Source organism: Vibrio sp. DNB22_10_4, from assembly GCF_052879755.1.
The window spans coordinates 93,478-106,364 of the sequence record NZ_JBNNXW010000009.1; the positions used below are offsets into that span (position 1 = coordinate 93,478).

The 12,887-nt window shown below is 46.1% G+C and carries 10 protein-coding genes; 3 read left to right on the forward strand and 7 right to left on the reverse strand.

Annotated features, from left to right (window positions below; translation table 11 throughout):
- Positions 1–22: 22 nt before the first annotated feature.
- From ACVA6Q_RS18385 to ACVA6Q_RS18400, 4 genes are all read right to left on the reverse strand, one after another.
- A complete protein-coding gene (locus ACVA6Q_RS18385; RefSeq protein ID WP_446648483.1) occupies positions 23–190 on the reverse strand; it encodes a hypothetical protein in 168 nt (55 codons plus the stop codon).
- Between the two features lie 111 nt (positions 191–301).
- Positions 302–3,100, reverse strand: a complete 2,799-nt coding sequence (locus ACVA6Q_RS18390; RefSeq protein ID WP_446648484.1) for an Hsp70 family protein — start codon at positions 3,098–3,100, stop codon at positions 302–304.
- Positions 3,101–3,188: 88 nt separating this feature from the next.
- Positions 3,189–5,069, reverse strand: a complete 1,881-nt coding sequence (locus ACVA6Q_RS18395; RefSeq protein ID WP_446648485.1) for an Hsp70 family protein — start codon at positions 5,067–5,069, stop codon at positions 3,189–3,191.
- On the reverse strand, positions 5,069–5,701 hold the full coding sequence (locus ACVA6Q_RS18400; protein ID WP_446648486.1) for a DUF2760 domain-containing protein: 633 nt from the start codon (positions 5,699–5,701) through the stop codon (positions 5,069–5,071). Before ACVA6Q_RS18400 ends, ACVA6Q_RS18395 begins: the two co-directional genes overlap by 1 nt.
- A gap of 284 nt (positions 5,702–5,985) precedes the next feature.
- Between ACVA6Q_RS18400 and ACVA6Q_RS18405 the strand changes: the two genes are divergently transcribed.
- Together ACVA6Q_RS18405 and ACVA6Q_RS18410 are read left to right on the forward strand one after the other, a co-directional pair.
- Positions 5,986–7,560, forward strand: coding sequence for a sensor domain-containing diguanylate cyclase (locus tag ACVA6Q_RS18405; RefSeq protein WP_446648487.1), 1,575 nt, complete (start codon positions 5,986–5,988; stop codon positions 7,558–7,560).
- A gap of 88 nt (positions 7,561–7,648) precedes the next feature.
- A complete protein-coding gene (locus tag ACVA6Q_RS18410) occupies positions 7,649–8,179 on the forward strand; it encodes a 3'-5' exonuclease (protein ID WP_353496225.1) in 531 nt (176 codons plus the stop codon).
- Positions 8,180–8,271: 92 nt separating this feature from the next.
- Here ACVA6Q_RS18410 and ACVA6Q_RS18415 read toward each other — a convergent pair whose 3' ends face one another.
- The 3 genes from ACVA6Q_RS18415 to ACVA6Q_RS18425 form a co-directional block, all read right to left on the reverse strand.
- A complete protein-coding gene (locus ACVA6Q_RS18415) occupies positions 8,272–8,718 on the reverse strand; it encodes a tellurite resistance TerB family protein (protein ID WP_446648488.1) in 447 nt (148 codons plus the stop codon).
- Positions 8,719–8,855: 137 nt separating this feature from the next.
- Positions 8,856–10,769 carry an alkaline phosphatase D family protein gene (locus tag ACVA6Q_RS18420; protein WP_446648489.1) on the reverse strand — a complete coding sequence of 638 codons (1,914 nt, stop codon included), beginning with the start codon at positions 10,767–10,769 and terminating at the stop codon, positions 8,856–8,858.
- 30 nt (positions 10,770–10,799) lie between these two features.
- Positions 10,800–11,174, reverse strand: coding sequence for a hypothetical protein (locus ACVA6Q_RS18425; protein WP_446648490.1), 375 nt, complete (start codon positions 11,172–11,174; stop codon positions 10,800–10,802).
- Between the two features lie 274 nt (positions 11,175–11,448).
- Between ACVA6Q_RS18425 and ACVA6Q_RS18430 the strand changes: the two genes are divergently transcribed.
- On the forward strand, positions 11,449–12,780 hold the full coding sequence (locus tag ACVA6Q_RS18430) for a MipA/OmpV family protein (protein ID WP_446648491.1): 1,332 nt from the start codon (positions 11,449–11,451) through the stop codon (positions 12,778–12,780).
- Positions 12,781–12,887: the final 107 nt, after the last annotated feature.

The following is a 12,887-nucleotide window of genomic DNA, read 5'->3' on the forward strand; positions in this document are numbered from 1 at the left end:
TGTAAAAAATAAAAAAACGAGCTCATTTGAGCCCGTTATTGTTTCCACTGTAGAGGTAGCTATAAACCCTCACGGGCCAACCGTATTCGGTGTACTCTTTGGCAAGCACTCTAGCCACTTCCGCGGTGACTTTCACTTGTACCCAATCGCCAATCCCTAAAGGTTGAAACTCAACGACGATTTTTTTCATTATTAGCCCGCCTGTTTTATAAATGTTTTCGGCGGGCAATGTACACCCAAGTCTCGTATTTTACTTGGAATATCAGTTATTCCTAAAGCAAAAGCCGAAATACATATTTCGCTACTCTTTAAGTAAATGAAGTCCAGCAGGTAGCGCATCACCAAACAGCTTTTTAGAGTCTGCTTCAGATAATGCTTTGACCTCTGAAACTAACTCAAGCCAGCTAGATGGCGCCTTGGAAGATTTCAGCTTGTTTGACACTTGCTCTCGGTAGTCATCAGATATATCCAACGAGCGATCGCCGGTTTTTCGACACATAAGTACACAAGCAAAGGCAACCATCGGCTCTTTGAGCCAGTTTTGCTCTAGTAACTTAGGTAGCCATTGTTCGATTTGCTCGCGAGGAATCACATTGTGCTGGCTGCCGTACAGGGGCGTGCGAGAAGCAAGGCGACCCAATGCCCACCAGTGAGCTTGCTCGAATTGAGATTGGTTGATAGCTTTACTCAGGTACCAGTTCGCTAGGAGCACCTTATCGTCGACATACAGGTTTTCCAGACTGGCGGAAAGCCTTACCATGGCTTCGTAGCCCTTGTCTTTTGCACCTTGGAAGGTCTTTGCATTTTTCATTGCGCTAGGATGCAGGTATTTGGCAATGTCACCTAGAATCACTTCTTGCTGCTCTTCATTCAGGCCACCTGAGACACGTCGCCAAAATGTCCACCAATCACTCCAGCCTTGTGCGTTCTGAAATTGAATACCTTGTTGGTACAAACCCCAAATCTGTTCCATACGCCAAGAGTCTGTTGCATCTCCAAAGCCCGGACGCATACAAAAACCAGTCAGACGCAACCAGTTTTTCTCGTGTTGTTCAGAGCGACGGCGACGTTTTCTACCAAGAGAGAAGCTGTCGACCAAAGAGCGAAGGGTATGAAAGTCCCATTCGTCTTTCTTACCTAGGTTTTTCTCCAGCGTTTTAGACAAGAGTTTTATTTCTTTGCTGTCTGCACTGTTTTTGTTGCCACTGTATAAGCGAGACACCAATTCTTTACTCGAATCTAATCCAGGGTGAGCCTTAACCGTCTCCTGAGCACCTTGCTGATTACGCACTTCAAATTCAAGTTCCCATCGCTGCTGTTCATCTTCTGAGCTGACACATTCGACTTTTAATGTACCGACTTCAGTGAGCTGACACGCTAACTGCACTTCAACACGCTCTTTTTGATTCGCCTGGAGTTCTGATTCGCTACCCTGTAACGTATTGATGTAGGGCGGCAACGGTGTAAATTGATCCGGATCGATATTGACCATCAGACCATTCTGTACTTTCTGCTGCTCACCGAACACATCATGCGTAGAGGTTAGTAAATTGAACCTTACTGGCTCGCCAAGCGTAAGCGCAAAACGTCGACCTGTTAGACGGATCTCTTGTCCTTCATCGGTTCCTTTCGCCAATAGACACAGCGCTTGACCAAGCTTATTTTTTTCTTGGAGGTGCAAGAAATAGGAGCGGGCACTACCACCACCAATTTTAAGTTGCGCGCCGCGTCTCGCCTTAGCGAACGCTACAGCACCTAGTGCGACAGACCAATCCGGGTGAGGGTTGGAAAGTAGTGATATTGGCGCACCTTTCCAGTTTTCGACAATATCAACGAGTCGGCGAGTGACTAAGTTACTGTTGAAAACACCACCGTTCAGCAGCAAACCGACCGGGATTGCGGGTTCTGCATCGGTTCCAAGCGCCTCTTTCGCCACTTCTTGGTGAAGGTGAAGAAACTCAGAAACATGCTTACTAACAGCAGGGTCGGCTACATACGGTAGGCCAAACTCAACCACGGCGCTGCGTTTCTTGTCTGGTCGCGTACCAAAATCTGTTTTAGGGAAAAAGCCCTCAAGAGCGATCTGATGAACCTCTTGTTGACTGAGTGCCACGCTCTTGGTTCCGCCAATTAGACGCGAGCCACTGCCGAGCATGGTGATCTTCATTTCTGCGGGTGCATTAGAAGAAAGCAATGCCTCTTTGGCTTTGCGAGTCTGTTGAATCAGTTTAGTGAGGCTTGCTGCATTGAGTTTTTTCGACTCATTGAACCGCTGTTCAGCCATGTGGGCGAGTGCTAAATCCAAGTTGTCGCCGCCCAGCATTAGATGTTCACCAACACCAATTCGGTTAAGCTCTAACTCATCGTCATGGTGTTTAGCTTCAATAAGGCTAAGGTCAGTGGTACCACCACCCACATCACATACGAGTATAAGAGGCACTTGAGCAAGCTCTTGCGATGCACTTTCTTTATGGCGTGCGTACCAGTCGTAACATACGGCTTGTGGCTCTTCGAGTAGATGAACCTTTGGTAAACCAGCAAGCTTCGCCGCTTGCAGCGTCAGTTTACGAGCTGTTTCATCAAAAGAAGCGGGAACTGTAATGACAACATCTTGGTCTTCTAACTTGTTGTAATGGTGTCTGTGGTTCCAAGCTTGACGGATATGATTGAGATAGCTTGCGCTGGCAATGACTGGCGACACTTTTTCTACATCTTGAGCTCCAGCCCAAGGAAGAATGTCATCTTCTCGGTCTACGGCTGTGTGTGATAGCCAACTTTTTGCACTGGAGACTTGCCGGCCTTCGACTTTAGCGCCGAGCTCACGAGCCCACTCACCAACGATAATGTTACGGATATCGCCTACAACAGGTTGATGCTCCCACGGGAGGGTTAAGTCAGCCTCAGAAACTTGCTGCTTGGCTGGATGATAGCGAAAAGAGGGTAGAAGAGGTTTACGAACCACTTCGCCAGGGCCAACTAATTGGTCAATTTCGAACAGTTCAACAGGGGAGTTTGAGAGGTCGTCCTGAATTTCACAGAATGCGACAACCGTGTTGGTTGTACCTAAATCAATGCCGACCAAATATTGTGCGGATGCCATAACACGCTCCATTTAGAATACTTATAAAGCTAATAGCGCAGATACTGGAGATAAAAAACGGCACCAGAGGTGCCGTTTAGTTTTGCGATTACACGTCTTCGCGAACGTCGAACTCTACATGCCACTTTTGACCGTTGTCAGAAGCAATAGCCTCTAGGTAAAGTGTACCAAGTTCTGTGACGCGTGATGATAGGGTAACTGGCACAACGTCTCCGATGCTACGGCCTTCAGAAACTGGCAGTGTTACTTGAATTTCTGGAAGCTCTTCTAGCTCTTCCGGTTTCCAGTAATCTAGGTGAACACCTGCTTCGTCTTCACGGCGCGTAGTCGAACCAAAGAATTGGAAGTGCACTGGCTGACCGATAACGAGACCAAACTCTTGGCTTGGAACCTGAACACTGCTGCCTTCTTCCATACCAAATGGAGCAACACATAGTGCTTCCATTGGTGGCGCCATGCCTGGAATAGCTGGCATCGCACTTTCAATTCCGATGTAGTAGCTAGAGGCGATGCCGCCTCGAATACGTACACCTTGACCGCGACGTACACTGCCGTAATAAGCAGCGCCGCTGGCAACAGCAAGATCAAGGTCAAGGCCAGAAAGCATTTTTGCTTTGTCAGCGTTCGCTGTTTCTAACCAAGCATTGATTGTGTTGAACAGTCGATCAGAAAGTAGCTTCGATTTGAGTACACCACCGTTAAATAGTAGTGCTGTCGGCTTAATAAACTCGGCAGGTACTTCCATACCCGGCATGCCAGCAAATGCGTTGTCTGCTGCGCTGCTTTGACGGCTCAAAAACGCGGCGATGTGACGTGTAATTGCAGCGTCTTGCGCGTAAGGCAGACCCATTTGAGTTAGAGCGCCGCGAGCACGTTGGACTGGGTGCTCATTGACCGCCACTTGTGGGAAGAAGCCGTCAACCAATGTTTGTTGAACTTCTTGCTGGGTGAGTTCAGTTTTTAGCGTTGCTCCCAGCAGTTTTGAACCACGGCTTGGAACGACGATTGGCACCGATTGAAGCCCAGCATCGTTAAGTAGCGCTTCTTTGGCGTCACGACAAGCGTGAGTCATCGCCTGAACTTGCCAAGGCTGAAGCTCTTTGCCATCTTGAGCGAGTTTCATCTTTAAACGGTAGGCAAGGGCAAGATCCATGTTATCGCCGCCAAGCAGAATATGCTCACCAACAGCTACACGCTCAAGATTAAGATTGCCATCTTGTTCTGTTACTGCAACCAATGAAAGGTCGGTCGTACCACCGCCCACATCGACCACTAGAACAACGTCACCGACGTTAACTTCGTCGCGCCATTTGTCATCACTGTTGTCAATCCAGCTGTAAAGTGCTGCCTGCGGCTCTTCCAATAGAGTCAGATGGGCAAGACCGACGTTGCGTGCTGCTTCTGCAGTAAGGTCGCGTGCAGCTGGGTCAAAAGAGGCCGGTACCGTGATGGTCACATCCTGTTGCTCCAGGCTATGCTCTGGGTGCATGTGGTTCCAAGCATCTTTTAAGTGCTCAAGGTACAGTTCAGTTGCGCGAAGCGGGGAGACTTTGCTGACCTCTTCTGGGCTGCCTTGTGGTAGGAAGCTGTCACGACGGTTAACGCCGCCGTGGCATAGCCAAGACTTAGCACTTGCCACTAGGCGAATGGGTGTCTTTGAGCCTAGGTTACGAGCCACAGCACCAACTAGCGCTTTCGGTTCACTCGTCCAAGGAAGAGTGCGAGAGCCTTGGCCCATTTCATGTTCGTGTGGCTGATACAAAAAAGAGCCAAGTTGTTTGTATGACTCTACGGTACCTGGTGCCGTCAATTGTGGAATAGACACGACTTCAACTTGCGCGTCTTCATTTTGAGTGTCGATAAACGACATAACACAGTGGGTGGTACCAAGGTCGATACCCACACTGTATTTAGCAATCTGTTGATCTTGAGTTTGCTGTTGATCGTGAGTGTGCACTGAAGGCTCCATTATAGCTCTACCTCTGCCGGTGCGATGATTGATGCGTTGTAGTTCTCAGACAGTTTTGGAAGGGTCACTTTATCTGCTTTCCAGCCTTTATGAACAAGAGTACCGTTAAATGGCGCGTTGCCAGTTACATTACCTGTTAGGCGAACAGCTTGTGAGTCAAAGCCTTCTTCAATTGAAATACGGGTCTCTTCTTCTTCGTTACGGATAGGAGAAAGCTCAAAGTATTCAGTGATGACTTTTTTACCGCCTGAGTGAACAACACGTGCAGCAGCGCCAACTTCTTCGTCTGAGAATGATGTGAGATCTTCTTGTAGGAAGTCGACCATGCGCGCTTCTTGCTGCATGAGTGATAGCAATTGCATTGCAGAATCGGTAGAGGCTGTTGCTAGCTTCGACTCAACTTCTACAACCTTCTCAACTACTTTTTCTACTTCAACTACTTTTTCAACTTCTACGATTTTTTCTACTGGCTTTTCAACTTCGACAATCTTCTCAACTGGTTTTTCTACTACTTTCTCGACAACTTTGCTCTTACGAGAAACGGCGATCGCGAGTAGTAAAACGCTTGAGGCAGCGAGGCCTGCGTGCAGCATATCGAAGGTCTGTGGAATAGCATTTAGATCGAAGTTCATAGGGGGTTCTCTATGTGTCAGTCGTTAGTCATTAATTTTGGGGCGAAGTCTAGCATAATCAAGGCTCTTAGCGCGACGCTTTCACAGATTTGTCATTACAAAGTGAGTTTTTTGGACGTTAAATCAGCAGATAATGATGTTTTTCTGAAATATAGTGATCTGTGTTTTATAAATCAACGCATCAACTTCTTGGAAATCGATGGGTGTGTAGAATCGTTTGGGCTATCACTAAAATAATAAAGTAGCAATACATATGATACGTCAGTTGGATATAAGTATCATAAATGAGAAAACTGACAATAATTAGTCAGTCAGGACAAAAAATGGTTGCAGGCTTAAAGAAAGAAGACCGTGGCGTTAAACGCTATGCGGCACTGGTTTTAATAATAGGGTTAATTCTTACAATATTTATCACTCACATCGTGTATCGAGGGCAACAACAGCTTGCCGAGTCAAACTTTGAGTTCTTAACTGATAATCAAGCGGAAAACATCAAAGAACTGGTGATGCTTGATATTAGTTTTATCGGCGCGGGGGCGAGTTTTTATCACGCGACCCAGCCTTCGGCATGGGATAACTTTGCTAGTTTTGCCGCACCTTTGGTCGATGGTTCGCAAAGCTTGATTGCTATGCAGTGGATGAAAAAAGTCTATCCCGAGCAATATGATACTCATACTGCGCGAGTAAGAGAGCGCTTTCCGAGCTATCAAATTTACACGGTACCTAAAGATAAACCTCGCGTTGAGGGCTACATCCTCACTGATGATGAGCCGATGTTCGTCGCGAGTGATATTTATCCAGTGAACGAAGGTAATTTACGAGCTTTGGGCTACTACTCATCTCGTGAAAGAGTTCGAAGAGTGATTCGCAATACTCGGGTGACTGGCGAGCCAAGCCTCTCAGATAAAATTCGCTTGTTGCAAGATGGCTTTGATCGTTCGATTCCAAAACAAGGCATGCTGGTTTACGTACCGGTATTTGAAGCTGGCACAGATTCGCTTCGAGGTGTTGTCATTGGGGTTATCCGTATTACTGCTTATTTCAAGCAGATCGTGGCTAGAACCTCTATTGGCAAAGATATTGGCGTGCGCGTGGTTGACCTAGGTTTTGATGCAGAAGATGACCCAATCTTGTATCAGAACGAGCAGTGGCGTTTACTGGATACTCCAACAAAAGACATTGTTATCGATCTTTACGACAGACAGTGGAAAATTCAATTTAAACACGACGCTGCGATTTCGAAAACCGACAAGCTAATTTTGTTCTTCGTTGGCACTGGCGGGCTGCTCATTTCAGTTCTCCTTTCGTATGTCGTATACCTTATGCTCCGTGAACAGCGTAGGCTCACCATTATCGTGAATCGTCGAACGAAAGATCTACAATATTTAGTTGAGCGAGATCCGCTTACCGAAGTCTACAATCGCCGGGCATTTAACCGATTGACTGAATATCATATATCTTGTCACAAGCCTTTTTCCCTGGTGATTATTGATGTCGATAATTTCAAACGTATCAACGATCAATATGGCCATGTGGTCGGTGATGAAATCTTAATGCAGGTGGCGGTTTACATTAAAGAGCAGATGTACCCTGATGACATGCTTTTCCGTCTTGGTGGGGATGAGTTTGCCCTAATAAGTCGATGTATTGACTACGGGACACTGCATCACTATCTGACTCGAATGTGTACGGAAATCGCAACCTTGAGTTGGGATGCTATTGACTCCAATTTCAGATGTTCGCTGAGTGTAGGCGCGGCAGTATATCGTGGTGAGACAATAGAGCAGCTTATCAATCGTGCGGATGAGCAGTTGTACATTAGTAAGGCCAACGGACGAAATAGAGCGAATGTTGCTTGAATAAAGAGCAATCAGTAGATCGATGGTCGAGCTTTTGATTTGAATACGCTACAATTTCGCCGTGTTAATAACTGTTTACTGTGTCGCTATGAATTACAACCGAGTCGTTTGCTTTGATCTTGAAATGTGCTGCTGGAACGTCGATGGCGTTGGCACAACCGGTGAAATCATTGAAGTGGGTTTAGCGGAGATCGATCTGGTCAAACAAGAGGTCGTTAAGCGAGCTCAGTATTATGTAAAGCCAGAGCAGGATGAAGTTTCACTATTTTGTACTGAACTGACGGGTATTACACCGCGCAAAGTAGAGAAACAAGGTCGACCGTTGGAATCCGTGATCAAATCGATGGTGAAGAACTTCGGTGGAACCAATAAGATTTACGCTTCTTGGGGGCGTGATGACGAAATCTTGAGGCTTGAATGTGAGTCTAAAGGTATAGACATGCCTTTTAATGAGTTCGTCAATCTAGCCACGTTGTACCGTATTCAAAATCGCTTGAAGGACAAACGTATCGGCCACAAAGCTGCACAAGAGCAGAAGGGGATTGAGTGGGAAGGGCGACAGCACTCAGGTTTTGTTGATGCATACAACTTGGCGAAACTTGCTCTCACTATGCTGTAAGCTGCTGTAAAGTCTAACCTATAGATCCCAGATTTTTAGCCCCAAAGATGCTTCATCTTGGGGCTTTTTGTTGTGGGTTTCAGTTTTATTGGTTACTTGTCGACCACTTGTATTTTGGCTCTAATGAACTCACTGTGGTCAACATAGAGAAGCTCAGCGACCTTTCGGATTACGGCATCTTCTAACGGGTCGATAACCCCATCGGCGTTGGCCACTTCCCACATCGCTTTGATAAGCTCGAAGCGTTTTTCCTGGCCAAGTTCGCGCAAGCTAGACGTAAAATCATAAAGCGACGCCGAGTTTTGTGTCTGCTCGGTCGCTTGTGTGAGAAGCCCCTCAGCTTCGCTGTCTTCTATTCCAAGTAAACGAACCACTAGCTGACGTTTAGCGGCTTCTTCCTCTTCATCGACTTGGTAATCTGCTTTTGACACTTCACAAAGCAGTGATGCAATGGCTAAGTTTGGGCTGACACCGTGCGTTTTAGACAGATCGTCTCCTTCGATAAGCTGTTTGAAAAGAGAGGTGATGGCATTAAACATAGGCGTACCTAATTATTGGCTGAATGACGATAATGACTTCAATTCACTAAATGAGTGTAGTCACTTCAGTAACTACATGGTGACCGCAACTATGGATCACAAGTTGGATCATAAGCAAAGTGATAAGTATTTAGAGTTTAGTCCTCAGAATAAGTTTCAGGAAACTCTGTTTGACTGCCGTCACCGTGGAGCACGGAAATGTGAGCGGGCTTGCCAAAAGGGTCGAGTTTAACCAGGCCGATACCACTTCGATTGACTAATCGATTGTGCTCGCTCGGTTGTGGTTTTCGCTTAAACACTTTAAGGCGTTTACGTTTGGTAAACCAGTTGAGTGGTGAGCGAGGTGTGTACAGCCACTTATCGAGCCAATCGCATACAGTGAGCAAAGGCTCTGGAAACTCGTTTTTTATGCCACTGCAGGTGATTTGATAGATATGCGAATCACTCTGTTTGAATCGCAGCTTCACGTCATAGACGAACGAGTAGTGAACATCGCCGGAGAGAATGACGAAGTTCTCAGGTGTTTTGCTGTGAGTAAAAATTGATAGCAATGTATTAGCGCTTCCTGGGTGCGCCATCCAGTTCTCTGCATCGATGATAAGTGGGTTACCGAGCTTCGTCGCCACGGCTTGCAATGTTTCTATGAACTTAACCCCAAACATAGGTGCAGGGGACACCACGACAACGGAGTCCAGTCCTAGTAGCTCTTGCTGAAACTCCACCATTGCCTCCCAGTCCATTAGACCGGATGGCTTATTCATTTTCGATTCTGAGCGCCAGCGGCGGGTTCTGGTATCAAGTACCACAACTTTTGGGTGAGAATCCAACGTGTAGTGCCACTTTTCATAGCGCAGCAGTGTGGTAATAAGCTCTTTGTGCTGAACTTGGTTAAGACACGATGTATTCGAGTTGCCGCTTGTCGCTTCAGAGAAAAAAGCGTCGAGTTCACCGCTCCAGTCCGCTTCCATCTGTTTTGGATTATTTCCCCATGCCTGACAGAGTAGGTAACTAAACAGCGCGTTACCTATGATTTGCTTGGAAAACGGGTGTTCATAAGCCGCTTTTTCCCATCCCACCGTCAAGTTCCAGTCATCTGTCACATCATGATCGTCAAAAATCATGTAGGTCGGAATGTGCGCGAGCAATCGTCGTACTTTAGGTAAGCCTTGCACAAAATCTCGAAGGGTTTCTTTCTCCTTCGTCCATGTCTCCATGTGTTCATCGGCGATAACTTCAGGCTCTAGAGTGTCAAAGTCTATCGCTTTCCACAGTTCGGGAGACCAATTGAGAAGATACATCGCAATGAACTCTGAAAAACTGATCAGGTGGTTTTCGCAATCACGCGAGCTGAAGATAGCGGCCTGCTGCTGATTTAGGAATTTTTTAAGGCGGCTTGTTGAATCTTGGTAGCGTGGAAGCAGTCTATCGCGGTCATACAGCCCAATTTCGCCACTGTGAAGCGCACTGCTATCCGCAAGCGAACTTTGCTCGAATAGCTCGTTAGGGAGTGCTAATAGCTCTATGACTTTCTGAATACTTGCTAGGGTGGGGCCTGCAATATGGTCAGCGTATATTTGATCACCAGTGAGTAGCAGTAAATCCGGTGTGTCCGTGTCTTGTTTTTTTGCGATGGCGCAGCTAACTCGATCGTCGAGCATCACTAAGCTATCAGCGCTTGGATGGTGCGGGTTTCGACACGAGCCATGCAAGATATGGTCAGCAGTATCGGTGAGCTGTACCTTGATATGAGGATGTTCCGCGTAGCGAATATCTTCTGGTAGAACAGAAATCCCGGTTTCAGCTTCTACAATATCGTAGCCGATATGGTCTTGGGTTGGCAGTAGGTGCTGGATAGTAAAGTTGACCAACCATAGTTTCGGACTGAGCCGTACACATTGCGATTTAGGAAACGGATATGAACGACATTGTTCCGCCCATAGATTAAGCCTAAGTGAACTTGGTTCGACCGAGGTTGCAAACCATAGTGTAAATTCTTTTCGGTTAGTGCGGCGTAGAACCGGACCGGCTAATAGAGAGGGCAGTGTCGTCATACAGATCTAATCACCTTTTCAATAATGTCATCAGGCGCTATGAGCGAGGGTTTCGTCATTCGGTTCCATCTGCTCTAGCATTTCAATGAACTCCGCGCTTGTCGCTTCGTGCCCGACAACAAAAAATCCTGTGAGTGCGTCTAATAATTGAGACGGGTCGTCACTTTGTTCAACGATTTGACCGAGACGCTGGCGAAGCAATTCCACTTCGTGCTCAACAAACCCACGCGCTTCAATCGCTTGTTCCCCTTCATCAGGGGCGTTATCAAACTCTAGAAATAACAGATTGTTATCGAGCTCAGTACTGACCAATTGCTCAGGAAGCCACTTCTCTCCGGTGACAATTTGAATATTTTGGTCTTTTGGCAAATCATTGAGGATTTTTTTTAATTTTTCTACTTTCACGATAGGTCTAAATAGTGGAAACTATGCCTTTGATAACTGTTGGTTATTTATTGGTCTATATTCAATAATCACAGTTTAGTGACACATTAAGTGTAATAACAACATAATATAACAACTCTTCACTTTAGAGATAGCGTTGGTAGGCCCAGTAGTAAAAAAACTGGCATAGACTTTACAACGTAGCCAGACATACTGAGTGATTAGTTAGCCAATATACGTACCCTGAATTCGATTTACTGATTGATAACTATTCCAGTTGGAGAAACTGCAAGACATGATTAAGAAAAATCTCGCGTTAGCGATTACGGCAGCATTGATCACATCCCCTGTTGTTCAAGCCGAATCGCAAGCGCAAGAAGCGGAGTGGGGTATTGCAGCAATGTGGCGTACAGCCAACGTTCCTTTTGATACAAAAGGAGGCGACACCACTGTTAGCACCTTTATTCCGATGATGTTCTTTAAGAACGACTATGTCTTTCTTGACGGTACCATGGCAGGTGCCCACCTCTATAAAACGGATGATAAACAATTAGAGTTCAATGCGATCACACGTATGCGACATATCGACATACCCGCAGATGAACAAAACGCAGTGGGTGGTGACACAGCAGACTACGGTTTGCAAATGCGTTATAACTTTGATCCAGTTTGGCACTATGATGCTGAGTTGATGACGGATGGAGAAGATCGCTTTCACGCCAACTTTAGACTTCAAGGTTTGTTAGATTATGGCGACTTAGAAGTTCGTCCTAACGTAACACTGCGTTTTAAAGATGCGGATTTTAATACGCAATACTACGGTACTTACCGCGACACGGTTGATAACCTAGGCGGTGGCGTGGATTACGCTATGGGTGTGGATGCTCGTTATCACGTTACATCAAACTTGTACTTGTTGGGCTCTACTAACATTCGTATGTTGGACAACCAAGCGTATCACTCATCAGTCATCAAAGAGCGCTTTGAAGGTGAAGTGTTCGTAGGTGTTGGCTTCTTCAATGAGAAGAAAAAGAGTACCTCTAAAGCGAAACAAGTAAGCCGCGACATCAGCACTAAGCCTTATGTTCGAGTTGCTCATGGTTGGGCGTCGCCATCAGACATGGGTGACATCCTGACCTTTAATGGCAAGCGTGACCCTTATAACAACCAAGTATCATCGGTGTTCTATGGTCATCCTTTGACAGACGAGTTGTTTGGTTTACCACTGGACATTTATCTAAGCCCAGGTATCGCACATCACTGGAGCTCAGAAGTGCAGAACGGTGCAACAGAGTTTGTCACTCTGATTAAGGCGTACTACACGATTGAGTGGCCAATTAAAATGCGCTTAGGTGTGGGTAACGGTCTGTCGTACATCGACAACATTACTTATATCGAGCAGCAAGAGATGGATAAGAAAGAGAAGCGTGCGAGTCATTTAATGAACTACATCGATATCTCTTACGATCTCAGCATTGGTTCTTTAATTCGTAAGCCAGAGCTTGAAGATTTGTGGTTAGGTTATTCTCTACACCACCGCAGTGCTATCTTTGAAGCGTCTTCTCAGTTTGGTCGTATCAAAGGCGGTAGTAACTACAGCACGGTTTACCTGCAATATCACTTCTAAGCTGAATATTGTTGCTAAACTGAACCTTGATACTAAATCAAAAACTGTTACTAAAGCTCCGCGAAAGCGGAGCTTTTTTGTTGGCGCGTCAGTTAACCCAAGGTTGG

What these genes read in the sequence shown, in the direction of transcription:
- ACVA6Q_RS18385 (WP_446648483.1), bottom strand. Translation starts at nt 190, where the DNA reads ATGAAAAAAATCGTCGTTGAGTTTCAACCTTTAGGGATTGGCGATTGG.
- ACVA6Q_RS18390 (WP_446648484.1), bottom strand. Translation starts at nt 3,100, where the DNA reads ATGGCATCCGCACAATATTTGGTCGGCATTGATTTAGGTACAACCAAC.
- ACVA6Q_RS18395 (WP_446648485.1), bottom strand. Translation starts at nt 5,069, where the DNA reads ATGGAGCCTTCAGTGCACACTCACGATCAACAGCAAACTCAAGATCAA.
- ACVA6Q_RS18400 (WP_446648486.1), bottom strand. Translation starts at nt 5,701, where the DNA reads ATGAACTTCGATCTAAATGCTATTCCACAGACCTTCGATATGCTGCAC.
- ACVA6Q_RS18405 (WP_446648487.1), top strand. Translation starts at nt 5,986, where the DNA reads ATGAGAAAACTGACAATAATTAGTCAGTCAGGACAAAAAATGGTTGCA.
- ACVA6Q_RS18410 (WP_353496225.1), top strand. Translation starts at nt 7,649, where the DNA reads ATGAATTACAACCGAGTCGTTTGCTTTGATCTTGAAATGTGCTGCTGG.
- ACVA6Q_RS18415 (WP_446648488.1), bottom strand. Translation starts at nt 8,718, where the DNA reads ATGTTTAATGCCATCACCTCTCTTTTCAAACAGCTTATCGAAGGAGAC.
- ACVA6Q_RS18420 (WP_446648489.1), bottom strand. Translation starts at nt 10,769, where the DNA reads ATGACGACACTGCCCTCTCTATTAGCCGGTCCGGTTCTACGCCGCACT.
- ACVA6Q_RS18430 (WP_446648491.1), top strand. Translation starts at nt 11,449, where the DNA reads ATGATTAAGAAAAATCTCGCGTTAGCGATTACGGCAGCATTGATCACA.